We start from the raw sequence: 19,880 nt of genomic DNA on the forward strand, positions 1-19,880 counted from the left end.
CCTATGAAACCGCTCAATCACTTCCCCTCCCTGCTCTGCTGGCTGGCCTTCGCTGGCCTTATCTCTGTCGGCAGCGCCCAGGCCCATGATGCGCAACAGGAAAAGGTGACCGTGCTGGAACAACACCCGATGCTCAATGCGCCCGGGAAAAAAGCCACGGTGCTGACCGTCGATTACCTGCCGGGCCAAGCCTCCATCGCCCACAGTCACAGCGGCAGCGCGATTGCCTATGTTCTGGAAGGCGAGGTGATTTCGAGAGTCAACGACGGCAAGGCGATTACCTACAAGGCGGGCCAGACATGGTACGAGCCGGCCGGATCAAAGCACTACGAATCGCGAAACGCCAGCGCGACAAAGCCTGCGAAATTGCTGGTGTTCATCCTGCTGGACGAAAAGGCCGACATCCTCACGCCGCTGCCGAAGTGACATCGAGGGTGATCACACCGGCCTCTTCCCGGCTAAAGCCGGTCCTACAGTGGGATCGCGGCGATCCTTAGGACTGGCTTTAGCCGGGAAAGCGTCAGGCAACGCACTGCAAAACCGGGCAGACAAACCCGAGGCTAAATTTTCTGCCACCGCTGTCGATACGCTATTCGTAGAGCCCGAAATGTCGGGTCGGACCGGATCAGTGAAAGGCAAAAGTATGTACACAAACATTTTTCTGCTGGTAGAGCATGGCCGCGATCAAGGTGAAGTTTCTGTGTTGGGCTGGTTCGATGACGAACGCGCCGCACAGGACACCGCCGAAGCCATGGAGTGGAAAGCGTATCGCGATGAAGCCAAGCGTCATCATCAGTGGTCGAGCCAGCCACTGCTGCCACCGGACCAGACGGCCCATCGTCGTTTCTGGGTCAAAGGCATCTCCAAGTTCAGCCACACCCCGGCACCCCGTTCGTGGGCGGTGCATTGATTCGGCGCGTGTGAATTCTCAGCGCAGCGGGTGCACTGCAACAGAGCTGAAAGGGGACTGATTTATTTACAACGCTTCACCGTAAATCAATCTGTCCCCGCCGATTCCAACTGCGCGCCAACCACGCTCCACCGCACGTTCAGGCCCGTGATCTGGACGGATACCCGCGCCTGAGATAGCGTGCGGCTCCTACCCACTTCCAGGCCTCCCTCCCATGACCGACCGTCAACTCATCGTCCCGGACGAAATGCGTTTGCTCGCCGAGCGCGCGGGCTATGCCCCTGCCGTCAAGGTCGGCAAAACGCTCTACTGTGCCGGTCAGGTCGGGCGCACCCATGAGCTGGCCGTCATCGACGACCCGGGGCAGCAATTCCTCGCGGCATGGGAAAACCTGCGACTGGTATTGACCGCTGGGGGATGCACCTTCGAAGACGTCGTCGACCTGACGACCTACCACGTCGATCTGCACCGTCACATGCCGGCGTTCAGGGCGGTAAAAGACAGCGTCTTCCCCAGGGGCACCTGCGCCTGGACCTGCCTCGGCGTCAGCGAACTGGCCAGGCCCGGCCTGCTGGTGGAAATCAAGTGCGTGGCGGTGCAGCGCTGATGCTCGGATTTCCCGGTTCCTGCGCCAGGCATTCGGGCACATTCGTCCCCAGTAGCACCGCTTATCCCGCAATACTCTGTCTGATCATCCAGCGAATCATGTACGCCACCGGTACACAGTGATGCCGGACCCTTCGGTGTCCGGGTCGCCGTAGCGTTCGACATAACGGCTGAGCGTCGACCCTCGTCGGTCAGTCACCGGACAACACCTGGCAAGCTAATGCGCAGCCCAATGGGAGACCTGCCGCCGCACGTCAGCGGCACCTGTCAGGCACTGCGTAGCGGTGGCGCCCGGGTCCTTGCGCTCCAGGGTGGTCACCGGTTTGCCGGGAGGCGAGTAGATCGTGATGCGCTGGGCGCCGACCGGGCGAAACTCGATTCGGGTACCGTCCTCCAGGTGCAGCGCCTGGTCCGTGTATTTTCCCTCCATCGCCTGGTAGTAGGGCGGCGCGCTCAGGCAGGTGCGCAAGTTGCCGTCTTCGAAAATCTCGACATAGAACACGCCCCCGCATGGGGGCCGGCCCACAGACCGGTGTGTCTGGCCGGCGGCGGCGTAGCGCTCACCGACGGGTAATCCACCAGCGACACGTTGCTCGGATGCTTGCTCGCGCAGCCAGACGCGCACGAGACAGCAGCGGCCACGATAAGCAACGCCGTGGCCCGCGTTACGCTCATTCCATTTTGCATAGTGAACCTACACTTCCAGCGCGTGGTTGACCGGCAGACCGATGCGCAACAGCGCCTGCATGCCGTTGCCGGACGCGACGTCGAACAGGGTGGGTTTGACTCTAGTACGCAGCCATTGCCCTCGCAACCTTCAAAAACAGCCGCAGCCTGCACGGGCGCTTCCAACCCTCCCTTCCCGTCATTTGCCCCAGGCAGGAACGGGTCGAACGTCGCATCGTTGGCCCTGTGTATGCATTTCCCTCGGGATCAGATCATAAACACGACCTATGCTTGGATAGAGCGGGTGCCAGTGGTGCCGAAAAATTTCATCCAAACGGCACGTCCGAGGGTTGAACCCCCTATACCGCGCACAGTCCATGCACTACATCCCAAGGGGGAACATCGATGAATGACTTATCAAAAGCTTCAGGGTTGAGGCGTTTCACTTCCATCATTGCAGGCATCTTTGCCCTGTTTCTGGTGGTTGGCGGTATCTGGCTGCTCTCATTGGGCGGCTCTTTTTATTATCTGTTCCTGGGCGTCGCGCTGCTGGTGTTCGCCGTCCTGTTGTGGCGACGTTCCGCGGCCTCGCTCTGGCTCTATGGCGCGCTGATGCTGATCACTGTGGTCTGGGGCCTGTGGGAAGCAGGCACGGACTTCTGGGCGTTGGTGCCGCGCTTCGACATCCTCGGGGTGTTGGGTCTGTGGCTGCTGATCCCGGGGGTCACCCGTGATATCCCTGAGCGTCTGAAGCCGGGCAAAACCTTTTTATCCGCGACATTGGCACTGGCCATTGTGGTGATGGTCTACGCCATCTTCAACGACCCCCAGGAAATCAACGGCAGCATGGCGACGGCGCAACCCGCCCAGCATCAGCCTGTCGAGGGCATCGCCAATGGCGACTGGCCTGCTTATGGCCGCACGCAGTCGGGCACGCGCTATTCACCGCTGACCCAGATCAACGAAGGCAACGTCAAAGACCTTCAGGTGGCCTGGACCTTCAACAGTGGCGAATCGAAAACCGCCAATGACTCCGGTGAAACCACCAACGAACTGACGCCGATCAAGGTTGGCGACAACATGTACATCTGCACCACCCACCAGATCCTGGTGGCGCTGGACCCGGCCACCGGCAAAGAGAAGTGGAGATTCGATCCCAAGCTCAAATCCGATCCGTCCTTCCAGCACTTGACCTGCCGTGGCGTCGCCTACTTCGATCAGGCGGACACCACTCAGTTTGCAAAAAGCCTGGAAGGCACCCAGCCGGTCGCCACCAGTTGCCCGCGCAAATTGTTCCTGCCAGTCAACGATGGTCGCTTGTTCGCCATCAACGCTGACACCGGCGCACCCTGCGCCGACTTCGCCAAAAACGGTGAGCTGGATCTGCTGCACCTGCAGCCCTACCCGTATCCGGGCGGCCTCGAACCCACCTCCCCGCCTGTTGTGACCGGTACCACCGTGATCATCGGCGGTTCGGTGACCGATAACCTGTCCGTGCACGAGCCTTCCGGCGCAATCCGTGGTTACGACGTCAACACCGGTGCGCTGAAGTGGATCTTCGACACCGGTGCCGAAGACCCGAATGCAATCCCGGGCGACGGCAAAACCCTGGTCAACAACTCGCCGAACGCCTGGGCTCCGCTGGCCTATGACGCGAAAACCGACGTGGTCTACGTGCCAACCGGTAACCCGACACCCGACATCTGGGGCGGCAACCGCACGCCGGTGATGGAGCGTTATGCGAGCTCGATCGTCGCGATGAACGGTTCCACCGGCAAGCTGGTGTGGAGCTTCCAGACCACTCACCACGACTTGTGGGACATGGACGTACCGGCTCAGCCGACCCTGGCTGACGTGAAAACCGGCAGCGGCGACGCCGTCCCCGCGGTGTACGTGCCGACCAAGGCCGGCAACCTGTTTGTGCTGGACCGTCGCGATGGCAAGCCGATTGTGCCCGTCCATGAGATGCAGGTGCCTGCCGGTGAAGCCGCGCCAGGCGATCGGGTCAGCCCGACTCAGCCGCGCTCGGACCTCAATCTGACGTCCATTCAGACACTCTCCGACAAGGAGATGTGGGGCGCGACCATGTTCGACCAACTGGTCTGCCGCGTGATCTTCAAGCAGCTGTCCTACAACGGCCAGTACACGCCACCGTCCGAGCAAGGCACGCTGGTGTTCCCGGGCAACCTGGGGGTCTTCGAATGGGGTGGTATCTCGGTGAACGCCGACCGTCAGGTGGCGTTGATGAACCCGATGGCGCTGCCGTTCGTGTCCAAGCTGATACCACGCGGCCCGAACAACCCGCTGTGGCCTAAAGAAGGTGCTACCGGCTCAGGTACCGAAATGGGCATCCAGCCCCAGTACGGCGTGCCTTATGGCGTCGAAATCAACGCCTTCCTCTCACCATTGGGCCTGCCGTGCAAAGAGCCGGCCTGGGGTTATGTGGCTGGCGTGGACATGAAGACCCACGATGTGGTCTGGCGCAAACGCATCGGCACCATCCGCGACAGCCTGAAGGGCATTCAACTGCCGCCGCTGAAAATCGGCGTACCAATGCTGGGTGGTCCGATTTCCACGGCCGGCAACCTGATGTTCATCGCGGGTACCCAGGACAACTACCTGCGCGCTTTCAACGTCACCAACGGCGACCTGCTCTGGGAAGCACGCCTGCCAGCGGGCGGCCAGGCCACGCCGATGACCTACGAGAGCAGTGGCAAGCAGTACATTGTGATCATGGCCGGCGGGCATGGCTCGTTTGGCACCAAGATGGGCGACTCGTTGATCGCCTACGCCCTGCCGTCGAAATAACCAGCGGTTGAGCAACAACAAAAAGCCCGAGTGATCGGGCTTTTTGTTGCCTGCGATTCAAGCATGGCGGTGGTCGGTGCTTTGTAAACCGACGCCTGCGTCAAAGCCGGAAACGGTCCACCGATTGGGAGAGCTGGCCTGCGAGCACTGCCAGTTGATCGGTGGTACTGGCCGTCTGGCCAATCACTTGGCTATTACCAGCCGACATGCTGGCGATCATCTCCACTTGATGGGCAATCTCATTGCTGGCCAGACTTTGTTCACCAATAGTCCGGGTAATGTCATTGACCAACTGAGTGGTGCCCAGCGTTGCCTCAAGAATTTCGCCTATGGCCTGCTCCACTTCGGCAGTTACAGCCATACCCTTATCGACCTGAGCAACACCCGCTTCCATGCTCATCACGGCGTCGCGAGTGCTTTGCTGGATACGTGCCACCATACTGGCAATTTCCTGGGTAGAGGCGCTGGTGCGTCCCGCAAGGCTGCGCACTTCATCGGCAACCACCGCAAAACCTCGCCCCTGCTCACCGGCACGGGCCGCTTCAATAGCAGCGTTCAGCGCCAATAGATTGGTCTGGTCGGCAATGCCCTTGATCACCTGGATAATGTTGAAGATGCCTTCAGACTCTTTGTCCAGCAGACGAATCACTTGCGCCGACTGCTGAGACGATCGAGCGATGCCATCCATGTCGCTGACCACCTGATGAATTACGCGGCCGCCATTCTTGGCCAGGGTTTCGGCCTGATTGGCCATGGCCAGCGCCTGCTCCGCATGCCGCGTGATCTCCTCGATGCTCGCCGTCATTTCGCTGGTGGCCGCAGACATGGTGCCGGCTGCGGCGCTCTGCTGCAGGCTGCTCCCGGCGACTTCGTGACAGCTGCCCGCCAACTGCTGGCTGATGGTGCTGACGCCTTGAGCGTTATTGCGCACCGCTTCGATCATCCCGCGCAAGTCCCGCTGCATGGCTGCCAGGCTAAGGATCAGCAGGCTGGCTTCATCGCGATTACCAGGTTCAGCGATAGGTTCGCTCAAGTTGCCATGGGCAATGCTGTCGGCAATGCGCCGGGCCGTTTGCAAGGGGGCCATGATGCTTCGGGTCACCCACAAGCCCTGTACGGTCAGCAGCAACAGACTGATCACCAGCACAACACCGAGGGCAATGTTGGCACTGTGGATCGCGTCACGAGTCCCGTCGCCGCCGGCCTTGGCGTTGTTTTCGATCAGCTCGCTCAAACTGGCCATCTGATCTTCCAGCTGGGTGAACGCGCGGCTGAACGACGCCAGTTCCTGCTGTGCCCGTTCCGGACTGTTGAGGGCCAGCTCGACAATCCGCTCACCCGCCACGATATAAGTGTCCAGGCCAGGCTTGAGGTTTTCCATCGCTGACTTGAGCGCAGGATTGAGGGGCAGTGTGAGGTTATCGGCGATGACCTTGCGAAAGTGCGCAGCATGCTCGTTCAGGCCAGCCACGACGTCTTCGCGACGGGTATCACTTTTGCCCACGCCGACCAGCATCGCCAGCAGTACATCAGCGCGCAGGGCATCGTGCATCATGTCGGCTTCCAGATGATTGCTCAGCGCCGTCATGCTGACTTCACTGTCGAGCATCGCGGCTTCCGTCCGCGCGTTGCTCAGGTAATTGACCAGACTGATGATCACGACGGTGAGCACGCTGGTGCCGATCAATAGCAATAGACGCAGTTTTATCGACATCATCAAGCCCCGGGTTATCGGTGGGAAAATCGCCGCTGTGCCTACGTTATCGGCGCAGGCCATCCGTTATTGAAGGCTATTTCCTGTTGGACTGTCGGGCATTTCTCGGGGATACAGGGCGGTGGTGGTTATGGAGCCTGCCCGATTGAAAAAGCCAGGACACGGTGCCCACTTACCTTCAAGTGAACACCGCGACCTGGCTTCAGGGAATTGGCGAAATGATTGGCTCGCCGGTGACGCCGACGGCTCAGTCGGCCTTGATAACGCCCGTCATCGCGGTAAAACGGCTCTGCGGATTCTTGAGCTTGTCGAGCACCTCATCCGGCGTGGACTCGCGGAACACCACCATGTGCCCCACCTCTTCACCGCCTTCGGTGACACGCTCGATGTCGTTGATCATCCAGGTTTTCAGCTCTTCCACGCTGATGCCCAGCTGCTCGGCGACCTGACCGTGAAAGCGTTCTGTGTCGTATTGATTGAACTCGTCGTTGTTCATGGCCTTGGCCTCCTTTAACGGGTGTAAGTCTGAGGCCGCAGGAGGCGCGCACAGTTCAGTCGGTTATGATCCACGGTGCCCAACGCCAGGATCAAAAAGGTCGTTAGCGCAAGCCTGGCCCGGCCATCCAGGGACTGTATTCGAACGCAACCGCGCCTCTGGACACGCCGGTTTCATCCACGGAGAAACCCGGCATCTGCGTAAGGTCCAAGTGCTTGCATTGCTCGGCCAGCCGGCTTTGCAAGACGTTGTCGTAGGTGAAGGCCTCAGGGCGTTCGCGGTGGCGTTGGAGGTTGACGACGCACGCCTCGACCTTGCCCTGCTTGTTCGCCAGATACTCGAACGTGACCACGCCAATGCTATCCGGCGGCGCTTTCAGCAATGTCCGCTCGGCAAAATAGCGGCTCTGCGCGTAGTGCTGATAAAGGGGCTGCATGGACAAGCGCTGGGTATCATTCATGGGCAGATAGATCAAAGGGGCGACGACTTCGACGTTGCCGTCTTTGTCTAACCGGTCTACGGGTACGACCGGGAACACCGCGCTCCAACACACCTTTTTGAAAGGTCGGCAAGGGGTGCATTCGACGTGGCAAGGCCCGTGGCCTGGGTTTCGCAGCTGAATACCTGATTGTTGCGATTGATCTTGATGCGCAGGCGAACCTCACCCGTCAGGCCTTCGCTGTTGGCCTCAAGGCCTCTGTTTCCGAGAATGGACTGGAAACGTGCGACGAAGGTGTGAAATTGCTGCTTTTTGATGTCTTCCGGGCTCGGGACGGCCGGGGCAGCGACAGGAGACGTCACCTGCCGGGACTGACAGGCCAGAAGCGCGCAGGCAACGCCGAGGATTGCGGTCAAGCGTAGCCAGGGAGAAATTGGGCGAATCAATAACAGGCGTGACACAGGGAGAGTAGACAACATTGATCATCCTTGAACGACAGAGAACAAAGCGCGCGAAGATACCGTTGCTCAGCGCAGTGCGTCCACAACGTGCCGTTAAAATGAGGGGCGCCCACACTGGCCTCTTCCCGGCTGAAGCCGGTCCCACTAAAAGCAACGCGTTCGACCTTTAGGACTGGCTTTAGCCGGGAAAGCGTCGGCAGTCACGCTGCAGAATTGATGGCGTTCACACTGGCCTCTTCCCGGCTGAAGCCGGTCCCACTAATCGACCGCGTACTCATAGTGGGACCGGCTTTAGCCGGGAAGGCGTCAAATGCCACGCTACATAACAACGGACTGCCACGCCCAACCGGCAACTGACAAACCGACCTCCGCCTCCAGCCACTGGCATGCGACAATCACGCACCGAACACCGTCGGCCCTTTTACGGTCTGACGTCGAGACACTTGCGCGGATGAACCCGATGATCAATGCCCTCGTATTTTTCGCCACCGTGATCGGCATGGAGGGCTTTGCCGTGTTTGCGCACAAGTACATCATGCACGGCTGGGGCTGGGGCTGGCATAAGTCGCACCATGAACCGAGAACTGGCTGGTTCGAGAAGAACGATCTGTATGCCGTGGTGTTCGCCGGTTTCGCCATCGTGCTGATCGCGCTCGGCACCCAGGGCGCGCACCCGCTGGAATGGATTGGCGCCGGGATGACCGCTTACGGCTTCCTGTATTTCATTGCCCACGACGGCCTGGTGCACAAGCGCTGGCCGTTCAAATACGTGCCGCGCAATGGCTACCTCAAGCGCCTGTACCAGGCGCATCTGATGCACCACGCGGTGTCGGGCAAAGAGCGTTGCGTGTCGTTCGGCTTCCTGTACGCGCCGAGCGTCACTCGATTGCGCGCCCAGCTTCGACGCCTGCACGACGGTCCGTTGCAGAAATCCGACCCGGACGTTGCCACAGGCTCGCAGGCCGCGCGGGCCACTGCCGACCACGAGTCACGCTAGCCTTCCACGCCCCCACCAACACCAGTCGCAGCTTGTCCAGCTTGCTGGTCGACACCCGCGCATCCCACGCCCGAGCGCCGCGCGCCCTGACCTTCACGCCGATCTCGCGATAGACGCAGCCCGCCGTCGCCACCGCCCACGCCGATCGCCACGGCAATGCGGTCAGGCCCGCGTTGGCACTTTCGTAATACGGCTCTGCCATGTCCACCAACCGCTGGGCAAGCACGGCCACTTGCGATCGATACTGCGGATCCGCGAGCCGATCCCTGGGAATCCCCAACTCATCCAGCCAGTCGCCCGGCAGGTAGCAACGGCCCACCGAGGCGTCTTCGACAATGTCCCGCGCGATGTTGGTCAGCTGAAACGCCAGACCCAGATCGCAGGCACGGTCGAGGGTCGCTTCGTCGCTCACACCCATGATCTGCGCCATCATCAGGCCGACGACGCCCGCCACGTGGTAGCAGTACTCCAGCGTGTCGTCGATGCGCCGATACTCGCGCTGACTGACGTCCATCGCAAAACCGTCCAGATGCTGCAGGGCATAACGCTGCTCGATGCCATGCCGCAGCACAACCTCCCTGAACGCCTCGAACGCCGGGCTGTGGGTGGGCGTGCCGGCGTACACGGCGTGGGTCTGGGCAATCAGCCGTTGCAGCCGCTCGGTGACTTCCTGCTGACTGACCACCTTCGCCGAATGCCCCGCTTCCTGACCGTCAATGACGTCGTCGCAATGCCGGCACCACGCATAGAGCATCACCGCGCTGCGACGGGTCACCGGGTCGAACAGGCGTGATGCGGCCGCGAAGCTTTTCGAGCCGACTTCGATGCTCTGGGTGGCGTGGTCGAGCAGCGCCTGATCGGCCACGCTCATGAGTGCAGCTCCTCCAGCATCAGTCCGGCCGTGGCTTTGGCCGAACCGATGACACCCGGCACGCCAGCGCCCGGGTGCGTGCCAGCGCCGACCAGATACAGATTGCTCAGGCTCGCGTCGCGGTTGTGGGGGCGGAACCACGCGCTCTGGCGCAGGATCGGCTCAAGGGAAAATGCCGAACCGAGGTGCGCGTTGAGCTCACCCTTGAAGTCCTGCGGGGTGAAGATGCGGCTGGTGACCAGGTCCTCGCGCAGACCGGGCATGTAGTGCTTCTCCAGGTACTCGAAAATGCGATCGCGGTAACGCGGCCCTTCCACTTCCCAGTCGATATCGGCGTTGCCCAGGTGCGGCACCGGCGACAGCACGTAATGGCTGGAACAGCCCGGCGGCGCGAGGCTCGGGTCAGTGATGCAGGGCGCGTGCAGGTACAACGAGAAATCTTCGGCCAGCGCCGCGCCGCTTGAAAATCTCCTGAATCAGCGCCTTGTAGCGGGGCCCGAAGCACACCGTGTGGTGCTGCAACTGAGGCTGCGGACGCTTGAGTCCGAAGTGGATGACGAACAGCGAATTGCTGAAGCGCTTGCCCCTCAATCGCGCGCCTTCCTTGACCCCGCGCGGATGGCCGCCGAGCAGTTCGGCGTAGGTGTGCATGACGTCGGCGTTGGAGGCCACACAATCGGCGTTGATCTGCCGACCGTCCTTGAGCCGTACGCCGGTCACCCTCTGGCCACGGGTCTCGATACTGGCGACATCGGCGTTCAGCTCGAACTGCCCGCCGATGTCTTGGAACAGCTTGACCATGCCCTGCACCAGCGCACCGGTCCCGCCCTTGGGAAACCACACGCCCCACTGACGTTCGAGAGCATGAATCAGTGTGTAAATGGAGGACGTCGCGAAGGGGTTGCCGCCCACCAGCAGCGAGTGAAAGGAAAACGCCTGGCGCAGTTTGTCGTCCTCGATGAACTCCGACACCATCGAGTACACGCTGCGCCAGGCCTGCAGCCGCGCCAGCTGCGGCCCGGCCTGAACCATGTCGCGGAACGACAGAAACGGCACGGCGCCGAGCTTCAGATAACCCTCTTCAAACACCGCTTTGGAGTACGCCAGAAAGCGCTGATAACCGGCGACGTCCTTGGGGTTCATCGCGGCGATCTGGGTGTCCAGAGCCTGCTGATCGTTGGCGTAATCGAACTTCGTCCCGTCTTCCCAGCACAGTCGATAGAACGGCGACACCGGCAGCAACTCGACGTAATCCTTGATGGATTTACCGGCCGCGGTGAACAGCTCTTCGATGGCCGTCGGGTCGGTGATCACCGTCGGCCCCGCGTCGAAGGTGAAACCCTCGTCTTCGTAGACGTAGGCGCGGCCGCCGGGCTTGTCGCGTTTTTCCAGCAGCGTCGTCTGCACGCCCGCCGCCTGAAGCCGGATGGCCAGGGCCAGGCCGCCGAAACCGGCGCCAATCACAATTGCGCTTTTTGCTTGAGTCATTTCAATTCTCGTTGTGCTTAGGCAGGTGATGCCTGGCCTGGTAATGCTTGGGCAGGTAACGGACCGCGGCTTTGACCGCCTCGTTGATCGGTACGGGCGGCTTGCCGGTGAGCACGCGCAGCTTGTCGGCCAGGGTGCTGCGGCCTGCGTAGAAACGGCTGATCAGGCCTTCGGACAGGCCATAGAACCGCTGCATCACCTGCCAGCGATTGGACGGCCGCCCGGCCAGAAACAGCATGCGGTTGAGCAGCCGATAGAAACGCTGGGACTCCCACGCACGCTGCGCGATGGCGCGGATGCCTGCGTCCAGTGAGTCGCAATGGAGCGTTGGCTGAGCGGCAACCCACTCCGCCAGCCGTACGGCATGGGGCAGTGAATAGCCGGTGGTGCAATGAAACAGCCCGGCGCGCAAACCCGATCGCGGCTGGCCTGCAGCTTCGTGCCAGAACGCGGTGAAATCACCGGCCAGGGTGATCGGCAACACGCCCTGCTCTTCGCGCAGGCACTCGGCGATTTCCCAGCCGTGAGCCCCGGCGTAATCAGTGATGTGCTGACGAAGTTGGTCAGAAGTAAATGAATGTTGGTCGACGTAATGGGTGTCCTCGATCAGCAAGGTGTCGGCTGAGAATGGCAGCACGTAGACGAAGCGGTAGCCCTCACTTTGCGCGACCCGGGCGTCCATGATGATCGGCGCGGTCAAGCCATGGGGCGCCTTCAAACGCAGCAACTGTCCGAGAAACGCCTGCTGGCCCAACACCATGTGCGCCGTGGCCTGCACGCCGCGGCCGTCGATCACCGCGCGGGCCTCAAGCCGCTCGCCGCTGTCCAGCACGACGCCATTCGGGGTGAGTTCGGTGATGCGTTGGCCGGTCAGCAGCGCGTCGCCCAATGCGGGCTCGATGACCTCGGCAAAGCGTTCCGACGTGATGCTGGCATAGCCACTGTTCAACCGTCGCGAGCGTTGCGGGAAGTGCACGTCATAGGTCGCCCAGCGCTGCACCACCAACGGCGAAAGCCATTGATGCTGCTCGGCGGTGAGGTCGCCCTCGTGATAAGACCAGGTGTGGTTGCCGCCGAGGTGCGCCTGCTCTTCGATGCACAGCACGCGCAGCTCCGGCCGCTGTTGTTTGAGACGCCAGGCGATCAGCCCGTTGGCCAGGCCGCCGCCGGCGAGAATCAGGTCATAGGTCATGGCACCAACCCCGCCAGCACCGGCTCGCCCGTGCGCACCACGGCTTCGACAATGTCGGCAGCGCGGGACGTGCCGCCGGCCCGGGCCAGTTCCGTTGCGAGGCGATCAAAAGGCTCGGTGGACAACCCGCGCAGCTGCGTCAGCCTTTCGCGGATCTGCCCTGCCCCGGCGCCGCGACGCAGTTGCAGGCCAATCCCGGCGTGGGTAACCCGCGAAGCGACGCCCGGCTGATCAAACGCGATGGGCATGACCAGCATCGGCGTGCGCGCGACGATCGCGTCCATCACCGTATTCAGGCCGCCGTGGGTGACCACCGCATCAGCGTGTTGCAGCGCCCACTGTTGCGGCGCGAAATCGGTCACCCAAGTCGCGCCGGTTTTAATCAACCGCTGCTCCTGCCGGCGGTCGAGCCCACCGCAATGGGCGACCAGCAGCTGCGCATTCAGCTGTCGGCTGGCCGTGGTGATGCGCTTGAACATGTCAAAACGACTGCCCTGCAGCGTTCCGAGGCTGGCAAAGATGAAGGGCCGGCTCGGGTCAATCGGCCATTCGCCCTGTTGTACGGTTTGAGCCGCCCGCAGTGGCCCGACCGCGTGAAAATTCGCGGGCGGATGCTGTCGGGGAAATCGAACCCCGGGATGGTCTGACTGATCTGCGCATAGGGCGAGAGGCATTCATGCAGCCCGTCGCGGGGCTCGATGGCCAGGCGGCGTGAAGCCTCGCGCAGCTCCTTGCCCAATGGGCGCATTAGCCAGTCGTACACCTTGCGGCTGCCTTCGAAGATATGCTGACTGCGCTCATCGGTGGCGTAGGCAAACGGCATCACCGGCAGCGGCAGTTGTGGCTCGCGGTTGACCGGCAAGGCGCAGGCCACCGAGACATACGGCAAGCCCAGCCCTTCGGCGACCATTCCGCCGGCCGCCTCCATTTGATCGCACAGCAGGGCCTCAATCTGCCGCAGCGCCAGCGCCGACGGCAGCTCGGCGCAGAGCATGCGTGTGGTGTCGCACAGGTCGCGGATCACCCGGCGCAGGCGCAACGGATTGTTCGAACAGGCAGCACGCCGCAACGCTGCTTCGAGGCTGCCCGGCGGATGACTGAGGGCGCCGAGGGCATGGAAGCCGATGCGCGGATCGGTCAGCCAGCGGCGTGCATCGGCCTGCTGGAAAAACGTGACCTGATGACCCCGGTCGATCAACGTTCCGGCCAGGGCCTGAAACGCCTGAAAGTGGCTGTAGAACGCCGGTGCCACGACGGCGAAATGCGTCATGACAGCAACGACTGCAGGGTGTTGGGCGCCAGCAAGCGGGCACTGCGCAGCGCGCGAAGATCAGCGGAACCGGTGCAGAAACAGGCGATACGCAGCTGGCGGATAACGATGTCGAAATGTTCGATAACGGCGGCGGTGGACAGGGTTGCGTTGCGCAGCACGCCCGCCGCCTGACCCACAACATCCGCGCCCAGCCGAATGGCCTTGGCCACGTCGATGCCATTATGAATGCCGCCGGAGGCAATCAGCGGCGTGTCCGGCAGCGCCTGGCGAACCATGGCCAGGCTGACGGCGGTCGGAATGCCCCACTGGGCGAACGCCATGGCAACTTCACGATCCGCCGGGTTCTCTGCGCGCTCGGCCTCGACGGCGGCCCAACTGGTGCCGCCAAGGCCGGCGATGTCCAGCACCTGCACACCGGCATTCACCAGCGCCAGTGCAACATCGGCAGACAGGCCCGCGCCCACTTCCTTGACCACCACCGGCACCCCGACATCGAGCACTACGCGGTGGATGGCGTCGAGAATGCCCTGCCAGCGGCGGTCGCCGCCGGCCTGAACCGCTTCCTGCAAAGGGTTTACGTGGATGATCAACGCGTTGGCCTGAAGCATGTCGACCGCACGGCGGGCCATGTCCAGGCCGTCAGGCTCGATCAGCTGCGCGGCGCCGATATTGCCCAGCAGCGCGATGTCCGGCGCCAGACGTCGCAGTTCGCGAGTGAGGCCCTGATCACCGCCGCTTTGCAGGGCTACCCGCTGGGAGCCGACGCCCATGGCGATGCCCAACTCCTGGGCAGCTTCGGCCAGATGACGGTTGATCGCGGTGGCCCGGTCGGCCCCGCCGGTCATGGAACTGATGAGCAGCGGCGCGCGCAACGCAATGCCCAACAGCGAGCTGCTCACGTCAACGCCGTCCAGATTCAACTCTGGCAGCGCGCAGTGTTCGAAGCGGATGTCGTCCAGTCCGGAGAAGGAAGAACGCACGCTGGCGCGCCTGTCCAGCACGATATCGAGGTGATCGTCTTTTCGACGACCCATATCGCTGTGAGTCATACTCGCTCCATGCAGCTGAATTATTGAACCGGCTATACGGTCTTCTGCAGACGCAATCTTGTACAAAACCGATTTTCCTGTACAACTTTGCCGTATCTTGAGGCATTTAGAAACAGCAGTTGTTCCGTGACGACCGACCCCGCACCCCTCACCGGTCCGCGACGAACAGTATTACCGCTAAAGCATAGGGAAAGACCGATGGCAGGTAACGTCGACACAACAATCAAATCGAGCTTTGCCGGGCGACTGGGAGACGTCCGGGCGGCCATCGAAACGCGGCTCTCGGAGCTTCTGCCCGAATCCGGCAACGAGCGTGATCTGGTGGCGCTGGCCATGCGCGAATCGACGTTGGCGCCGGGCAAGCGCATGCGCCCGGTGCTGTTGGTGCTCGCTGCCGAAGGGCTGGTCGAGGACGGCCGTGAAAACAGCCGCACGATCAGGCGCCAGGCCGTGGACCTGGGCTGCGCTGTCGAAATGATCCACGCCGCGTCACTGGTGCTTGACGACATGCCCTGCATGGACAACGCAGCGCTGCGGCGCGGTCAGCCCACGGTCCACCTGAAGTTTGGTGAAGACGTGGCGGTTCTGACTGCCATCGCCCTGCTCAGCCGGGCGTTCGGTGTCGTTGCCACCATCAGTGATCTGGCCGCCACTACTCGTACCGAGTTGGTCGAAGTGCTGGCCAATACCGTTGGCATGCAAGGTCTGGTGCGCGGGCAGTTCCAGGACTTGCGCGACGGCCAGCGCAGCCGTAACGCGGACGAGATCGCTTTAACCAATAACTTGAAAACCGGCGTGCTGTTCGGCGCGATCATGGACATGGTCTGGCTGATCAGCGGCGCGCGGGAGGATCAGCGGCCGCTGCTGCAGAACTTCGCCATGGAGCTGGGCCAGGCCTTCCAGATGTACGACGATTTGCGCGACCGATGCGCCGACAGTGATAAGGATCAAGGCAAGGACGATGGCAAATCCACCTTCGTTTCGCTGTACGGCGAGGACAAGGTCAAGCGGCAACTGGCCCTGCACCTGTCCAGCGCCGAGCAGGCCCTGCGTGAGGTCTACGGCGACGACTCCACCATCGCCGGCTACCTGCGGCTGATCTTCGAGAAAGCCGCGCTCAACGGCTAGCGGACTGCGAACCCAGTTTTGCAATGGCCTGCTTGAGCTGCTCGCCGTCGGAGAAGCGCTCCTGACGCACGACCGCGCCGTTTTTCAGCGTCAGCCACTGCACCGTGTCGCGATCGCCGTCGTAGGCCGAGGCGACCCGGGCGTCACGGTCGAGCAAGATGCGGTATTTGGCCGAACGCATGGCGGGCACTGCCACCATTTTCACCAGCGACGGCATCTTCTCGATGTCCGCCACGTAAACGACGTGGCGCTGCTCCAGATACCCCTCGGGCCCCTCTTCAAGGGCGGCGTTGACCATCTTCGCCGCCGACATGCTGCGGGCGATCAACAACACCTGGGCCTGGTCGTCCAGCGTGTAGGCCTTGTCGAATTGATCCAGCAGCGTCCACTTGGCCACCGGCTGGGGTGCGTCCTGGGCGAAGGCGTTGAGACTGAGAAACAGAGCGAGGGCCGCAAATTGCCGCATGGTTTAAATCCCTTTAGCAGGAGAGTTTGAACAAGAACAAGCGTCGAGGATAAGGGCTGGAGTGCCTGCCCGAATCTGCCTTTCTGGCGCCCATGATGGCTCAACACATGAAGCGTGCGCCAATTTACCAGCAAGCGGTTGAAGCGGTTCGCCTGTTATGGGTTTTGCAGGTGATTTATCCCCTGTAACCCTATAGGCTCGGCACCTTTCGCGCCCATCGCTATTTTCCGGACACTCAATGAACCTTCAGCAGCGCAACAACGTGCACGTCATGGGTGAAGGCCGGGCGACCCTGATTTTTTCCCATGGCTTTGGTTGCGATCAGGCCATGTGGCGCTTGCTCAGCCCCCATTACGCTGACCGCTTCAACGTCGTGCTCTACGATCTTGTGGGGGCGGGCAATTCGGCGATCGAGGCTTACGACCGGGACAAATACGCCACGCTGAACGGGTACGCCCACGACCTCACCGAACTCATCCACGAATTTGCCACCGGGCCGGTGATCATCGTCGGCCATTCGGTCAGCGCAATGATTGGCGTATTGGCGGACCGCCAGACCCCGGGGCTGATCGCCGCCCACGTGATGATCGGCCCCTCCCCTTGCTACGTTGACTCCGGCGATTACATCGGCGGTTTTTCCGAAGAGGACGTGCATTCGCTGCTCGATACGCTGGACAGCAATTACCTCGGCTGGTCGAGCACCATGGCCCCGGTGATAATGGGCGCACCGGGTCAACCGGCGCTTGGCGAAGAACTGACCAACAGCTTTTGCCGCACCGATCCGGAGATCGCCAAGCAGTTTGCCCGGGTCACGTTCCTCTCGGACAACCGCAGGGACGTTGACGGCCTGACCACGCCGACGCTGATCCTGCAATCCACCGATGACATGATCGCCCCCGTTGCCGTGGGTGAATACCTGCGTGCTGCGTTGCCGAACAGCACGCTGAGTCTGGTGGACAACGTCGGGCACTGTCCGCACCTGAGTGCGCCGGCGGCCTGTTCAGACTCGATGGATGACTTCCTCAGGCCGTGGGCGACCGTCCGTGGCGATTGACGTCGTCGCAGCGCCGGACCTCCTCGAGCTGTTCGAAGGCGCCCCTTGCGGGCTGGTCGTCACCGACGAAGACGGGCGCATCCTGCGCGCCAATCGCACCTTCTGTGACTGGCTGGGCTACACCGACGCCGAGTTGAGCGGCATGCCTTTCCAGAATCTGCTCACGGTCGGCGGGCGCATTTTCCACCAGACCCACTGGGCGCCATTGATGCGCTTGCAGGGCTCGGTGGCGGAGGTGAAGTTAAGCATCGTTCATCGCGACCGCCGCCAGATCATCATGCTGCTCAACGGCGTGCGCCGCGAGCATGAAGGCAAGGTCTACAACGAGCTGGCCTTTTTCGGCACCGCTGACCGAGACAAATACGAGCGCGAATTGCTCAAGGCGCGCAAGGCGGCGGAGGACCTGCTGCAGGAAAAAATCGCCGCCGAGGCAGCATTGCGTCGGGCTCAGGCGGAACTCAGCGAGGCTTACGAAACCGCTCAACGGCGCGCGACGTTTGCCGAGCAGATGGTGGCGATCGTCAGTCATGACCTGAAAAACCCCCTCACCGGGATCAAAATGGCCACCGACCTGCTCGCTCGGGGTCAACGCACGGTGCAGGAAAGCCGATTGTTGCAGCACGTCGGGGATTCGGTGCAGCGCGCCACCCGGATGATCGCCGACCTGCTCGATCTGACGGTGATTCGGGTCGGGCGCGGCATTAGCGTCAACCCTACGGAGGTCGACCTGCACACCTTCATCGGCCATTGCGTTGATGAACTGCGCGTCGCCTTCCCGCGTGCTGAGCTGGCGCACCGCTCCAACGGCAGCGGGCTGGTGGCGCTGGATAACGACCGTCTGTTTCAGGTGATCGGCAATCTCACTGCAAACAGCGTGGCGTATGGGGACAATGCCAGACCCGTGACCATTACCTCTGCGCTGGACGTCGGGACGGTGTCGATCAGCGTGCACAACTTCGGCCCGGTTATCCCCGAGGCGCAACGCACCCGCCTCTTCGAGCCGCTGACCCGCGGCGCGGACGTCCATGCGGACCTGCGCAGCGTGGGTCTGGGGCTGTTCATCGTCCGCGAAATCGCCCGGGCCCATGGTGGTGATGTATCCGTGGTGTCCGACGCGCTCGAAGGCACGACCTTCACGGTGAGGCTGCCGCGGTGTGCAGGTGAAGCGTCTCTTCCCGGTTGAAGCCGGTCCCACTGATTGACCGCGTGCCCATAGTGGGACCGCATACGCATTGTAGGACCGGCTTTAGCCGGAAGGCGTCGGCAGGCACGCTGCAGAATTGATGGTGTTCACACTGGTTTCTTCCCGACTGAAGCCAGTCCCACTCATCGACCGCGTACCCCCAGTGGGACTGGCAAACCTCGACTGCGGGACCGGCTTTAGCCGGAAGGCGTCGGCAGTCACGCTGCGGAATTGATGGCGCTCACACTGGCCTCTTCCCGGCTAAAGCCAGTCCCACTCATTGACCGCGTACCTTCAGTGGGATTGGCGAACCTCGACTGTGGGACCGGCTTTAGCCGGAAGGCGTCGGCAGGCACGCTGCAAAATGGATGGCGCTCACACTGGCCTCTTCCCGGCTGAAGCCAGTCCTACGAATCGACCGCGTACCCCCAGTCGGACTGGCGAACCTCGCCTGTGGGACCGGCTTTAGCCGGGAAGATGTCGGCACGCACGATCCAGAATTGATAGCGCTCACACTGGCCTCTTCCCGGCTGAAGCCGGTCCTACGAATCGACCGCGTACCCCAGTGGGGCTGGCAAACCTCTCTTCCCGGCTGAAGCCAGTCCCACTGAAAACCAATCAGTGTCTGGGCATGAGTGCTGCCACCGCTTCGATCTCGATCAACATGCCGTCCAGCGCCAGGCGGGGTACCGGGATCAGTGTGCACACCGGCTTCATATTGCCGGCCCATGCGAGATCAGCCTGCTCGACCCACACACGCAACCGTTCCTCCGAGTGATCAACCATCAGCAGCGTCAGCTTGAAGAGATGGTGAAGGTCGGCCCCGCGAGATTGCAGGGCGGTGCGGACGTTGGCGATGGCTTGCGCTGCCTGATCGGCAAAGACAGGTGACAGTTGGCCTTGAGCATCCTCCCCGCCTTGCCCCGCGACGAACAGCCACTCGGCGCCTGGCGCAACGACGGCGAGGTGGGAATAGGCATTGGGGGCGGGATCGTACAAACCTTGTGGGTTGTACAACGTGAAGGGAGCAGCGGGGGTTTGCGTCATGGCAGTGATCCTGAACGTGAGGGCGCCCAGTC

19 protein-coding genes and 1 pseudogene are annotated in these 19,880 nt (G+C 62.1%); 8 read left to right on the plus strand and 12 right to left on the minus strand.

Features of this window, described 5'->3' with window-relative positions:
* Positions 1-3 precede the first annotated feature (3 nt).
* The 3 genes from JN403_RS20245 (at position 4) to JN403_RS20255 (ending at position 1,517) form a co-directional block, all read left to right on the plus strand.
* Positions 4-426: a cupin domain-containing protein gene (locus JN403_RS20245; protein WP_205484025.1), complete on the plus strand. Its 423-nt coding sequence runs from the start codon at positions 4-6 to the stop codon at positions 424-426.
* Positions 427-643: 217 nt separating this feature from the next.
* Complete coding sequence (locus tag JN403_RS20250; RefSeq protein WP_065988488.1) at positions 644-910, plus strand: hypothetical protein; 267 nt, start codon at positions 644-646, stop codon at positions 908-910.
* A 214-nt stretch (positions 911-1,124) separates the two neighbouring features.
* Positions 1,125-1,517, plus strand: a complete 393-nt coding sequence (locus JN403_RS20255; protein WP_205484026.1) for a RidA family protein — start codon at positions 1,125-1,127, stop codon at positions 1,515-1,517.
* A 216-nt stretch (positions 1,518-1,733) separates the two neighbouring features.
* On the opposite strand, the gene JN403_RS20260 is transcribed toward JN403_RS20255, so the two are convergent.
* Positions 1,734-2,018: a hypothetical protein gene (locus JN403_RS20260; protein ID WP_205484027.1), complete on the minus strand. Its 285-nt coding sequence runs from the start codon at positions 2,016-2,018 to the stop codon at positions 1,734-1,736.
* A 569-nt stretch (positions 2,019-2,587) separates the two neighbouring features.
* On the opposite strand from JN403_RS20260, the gene JN403_RS20265 reads away from it, so the two are divergent.
* Positions 2,588-4,990, plus strand: coding sequence for a glucose/quinate/shikimate family membrane-bound PQQ-dependent dehydrogenase (locus tag JN403_RS20265; protein ID WP_205484028.1), 2,403 nt, complete (start codon positions 2,588-2,590; stop codon positions 4,988-4,990).
* Between the two features lie 100 nt (positions 4,991-5,090).
* Here JN403_RS20265 and JN403_RS20270 read toward each other — a convergent pair whose 3' ends face one another.
* The 3 genes from JN403_RS20270 to JN403_RS20280 all read right to left on the minus strand — a co-directional run bounded on the left by JN403_RS20270 (position 5,091) and on the right by JN403_RS20280 (position 7,660).
* Positions 5,091-6,704, minus strand: coding sequence for a methyl-accepting chemotaxis protein (locus JN403_RS20270; protein WP_205487560.1), 1,614 nt, complete (start codon positions 6,702-6,704; stop codon positions 5,091-5,093).
* Positions 6,705-6,951: 247 nt separating this feature from the next.
* Entirely contained in the window at positions 6,952-7,200 is a 249-nt protein-coding gene (locus JN403_RS20275) for a hypothetical protein (protein WP_205484029.1), read from the minus strand.
* 103 nt (positions 7,201-7,303) lie between these two features.
* On the minus strand, positions 7,304-7,660 hold the full coding sequence (locus tag JN403_RS20280; RefSeq protein ID WP_205484030.1) for a hypothetical protein: 357 nt from the start codon (positions 7,658-7,660) through the stop codon (positions 7,304-7,306).
* A gap of 891 nt (positions 7,661-8,551) precedes the next feature.
* On the opposite strand from JN403_RS20280, the gene JN403_RS20285 reads away from it, so the two are divergent.
* Positions 8,552-9,097 carry a sterol desaturase family protein gene (locus JN403_RS20285; protein WP_122538099.1) on the plus strand — a complete coding sequence of 182 codons (546 nt, stop codon included), beginning with the start codon at positions 8,552-8,554 and terminating at the stop codon, positions 9,095-9,097.
* Here JN403_RS20285 and crtB read toward each other — a convergent pair.
* From crtB to fni, 6 genes and pseudogenes are all read right to left on the minus strand, one after another.
* Positions 8,979-9,968 carry a 15-cis-phytoene synthase CrtB gene (gene crtB, locus JN403_RS20290; protein ID WP_205484031.1) on the minus strand — a complete coding sequence of 330 codons (990 nt, stop codon included), beginning with the start codon at positions 9,966-9,968 and terminating at the stop codon, positions 8,979-8,981. The genes JN403_RS20285 and crtB overlap by 119 nt on opposite strands.
* Positions 9,965-11,456: pseudogene (locus JN403_RS20295) on the minus strand (phytoene desaturase). The gene crtB and the pseudogene JN403_RS20295 overlap by 4 nt, the downstream one beginning before the upstream one ends.
* Before the next feature lies 1 nt (position 11,457).
* Complete coding sequence (crtY, locus tag JN403_RS20300) at positions 11,458-12,648, minus strand: lycopene beta-cyclase CrtY (RefSeq protein WP_205484032.1); 1,191 nt, start codon at positions 12,646-12,648, stop codon at positions 11,458-11,460.
* Positions 12,645-13,127, minus strand: coding sequence for a nucleotide disphospho-sugar-binding domain-containing protein (locus tag JN403_RS25935; protein WP_345945824.1), 483 nt, complete (start codon positions 13,125-13,127; stop codon positions 12,645-12,647). Before JN403_RS25935 ends, crtY begins: the two co-directional genes overlap by 4 nt.
* Entirely contained in the window at positions 13,091-13,918 is an 828-nt protein-coding gene (locus JN403_RS25940; RefSeq protein ID WP_345945825.1) for a hypothetical protein, read from the minus strand. Before JN403_RS25940 ends, JN403_RS25935 begins: the two co-directional genes overlap by 37 nt.
* Positions 13,915-14,970 (minus strand): type 2 isopentenyl-diphosphate Delta-isomerase, encoded by a 1,056-nt coding sequence (fni, locus tag JN403_RS20310; protein WP_205484033.1) that lies wholly within the window; start codon positions 14,968-14,970, stop codon positions 13,915-13,917. Before fni ends, JN403_RS25940 begins: the two co-directional genes overlap by 4 nt.
* 198 nt (positions 14,971-15,168) lie before the next feature.
* Here fni and JN403_RS20315 point away from each other — a divergent pair, with 198 nt between their 5' ends.
* Positions 15,169-16,098: a polyprenyl synthetase family protein gene (locus JN403_RS20315; RefSeq protein ID WP_205484034.1), complete on the plus strand. Its 930-nt coding sequence runs from the start codon at positions 15,169-15,171 to the stop codon at positions 16,096-16,098.
* Here the strand turns inward: JN403_RS20315 and JN403_RS20320 are convergent.
* Positions 16,088-16,564 carry a hypothetical protein gene (locus JN403_RS20320; RefSeq protein ID WP_122624677.1) on the minus strand — a complete coding sequence of 159 codons (477 nt, stop codon included), beginning with the start codon at positions 16,562-16,564 and terminating at the stop codon, positions 16,088-16,090. The two genes, JN403_RS20315 and JN403_RS20320, sit on opposite strands and share 11 nt — an antisense overlap.
* Before the next feature lie 238 nt (positions 16,565-16,802).
* Between JN403_RS20320 and JN403_RS20325 the strand changes: the two genes are divergently transcribed.
* Together JN403_RS20325 and JN403_RS20330 are read left to right on the plus strand one after the other, a co-directional pair.
* Positions 16,803-17,618 carry an alpha/beta hydrolase gene (locus JN403_RS20325; RefSeq protein ID WP_205484035.1) on the plus strand — a complete coding sequence of 272 codons (816 nt, stop codon included), beginning with the start codon at positions 16,803-16,805 and terminating at the stop codon, positions 17,616-17,618.
* A complete protein-coding gene (locus JN403_RS20330; protein ID WP_205484036.1) occupies positions 17,608-18,801 on the plus strand; it encodes a PAS domain-containing sensor histidine kinase in 1,194 nt (397 codons plus the stop codon). Before JN403_RS20325 ends, JN403_RS20330 begins: the two co-directional genes overlap by 11 nt.
* Before the next feature lie 618 nt (positions 18,802-19,419).
* Here the strand turns inward: JN403_RS20330 and JN403_RS20335 are convergent.
* The gene (locus tag JN403_RS20335; protein ID WP_205484037.1) at positions 19,420-19,848 is read right to left on the minus strand and encodes a RidA family protein; all 429 of its coding nucleotides are present in this window, start codon (positions 19,846-19,848) and stop codon (positions 19,420-19,422) included.
* Between the last annotated feature and the right edge of the window lie 32 nt (positions 19,849-19,880).

The sequence above is a fragment of the Pseudomonas sp. 15A4 genome, from assembly GCF_016925575.1.
In the GTDB taxonomy this organism is placed as follows: domain Bacteria; phylum Pseudomonadota; class Gammaproteobacteria; order Pseudomonadales; family Pseudomonadaceae; genus Aquipseudomonas.

Excerpts from the sequence above, each read along its gene's own strand:
- JN403_RS20245 (WP_205484025.1), top strand. The coding sequence starts at position 4 with ATGAAACCGCTCAATCACTTCCCCTCCCTGCTCTGCTGGCTGGCCTTC.
- JN403_RS20250 (WP_065988488.1), top strand. The coding sequence starts at position 644 with ATGTACACAAACATTTTTCTGCTGGTAGAGCATGGCCGCGATCAAGGT.
- JN403_RS20255 (WP_205484026.1), top strand. The coding sequence starts at position 1,125 with ATGACCGACCGTCAACTCATCGTCCCGGACGAAATGCGTTTGCTCGCC.
- JN403_RS20265 (WP_205484028.1), top strand. The coding sequence starts at position 2,588 with ATGAATGACTTATCAAAAGCTTCAGGGTTGAGGCGTTTCACTTCCATC.
- JN403_RS20270 (WP_205487560.1), bottom strand. The coding sequence starts at position 6,704 with ATGTCGATAAAACTGCGTCTATTGCTATTGATCGGCACCAGCGTGCTC.
- JN403_RS20275 (WP_205484029.1), bottom strand. The coding sequence starts at position 7,200 with ATGAACAACGACGAGTTCAATCAATACGACACAGAACGCTTTCACGGT.
- JN403_RS20280 (WP_205484030.1), bottom strand. The coding sequence starts at position 7,660 with ATGAATGATACCCAGCGCTTGTCCATGCAGCCCCTTTATCAGCACTAC.
- JN403_RS20285 (WP_122538099.1), top strand. The coding sequence starts at position 8,552 with ATGAACCCGATGATCAATGCCCTCGTATTTTTCGCCACCGTGATCGGC.
- crtB (WP_205484031.1), bottom strand. The coding sequence starts at position 9,968 with ATGAGCGTGGCCGATCAGGCGCTGCTCGACCACGCCACCCAGAGCATC.
- crtY (WP_205484032.1), bottom strand. The coding sequence starts at position 12,648 with ATGACCTATGACCTGATTCTCGCCGGCGGCGGCCTGGCCAACGGGCTG.
- JN403_RS25935 (WP_345945824.1), bottom strand. The coding sequence starts at position 13,127 with ATGTTCAAGCGCATCACCACGGCCAGCCGACAGCTGAATGCGCAGCTG.
- JN403_RS25940 (WP_345945825.1), bottom strand. The coding sequence starts at position 13,918 with ATGACGCATTTCGCCGTCGTGGCACCGGCGTTCTACAGCCACTTTCAG.
- fni (WP_205484033.1), bottom strand. The coding sequence starts at position 14,970 with ATGACTCACAGCGATATGGGTCGTCGAAAAGACGATCACCTCGATATC.
- JN403_RS20315 (WP_205484034.1), top strand. The coding sequence starts at position 15,169 with ATGGCAGGTAACGTCGACACAACAATCAAATCGAGCTTTGCCGGGCGA.
- JN403_RS20320 (WP_122624677.1), bottom strand. The coding sequence starts at position 16,564 with ATGCGGCAATTTGCGGCCCTCGCTCTGTTTCTCAGTCTCAACGCCTTC.
- JN403_RS20325 (WP_205484035.1), top strand. The coding sequence starts at position 16,803 with ATGAACCTTCAGCAGCGCAACAACGTGCACGTCATGGGTGAAGGCCGG.
- JN403_RS20335 (WP_205484037.1), bottom strand. The coding sequence starts at position 19,848 with ATGACGCAAACCCCCGCTGCTCCCTTCACGTTGTACAACCCACAAGGT.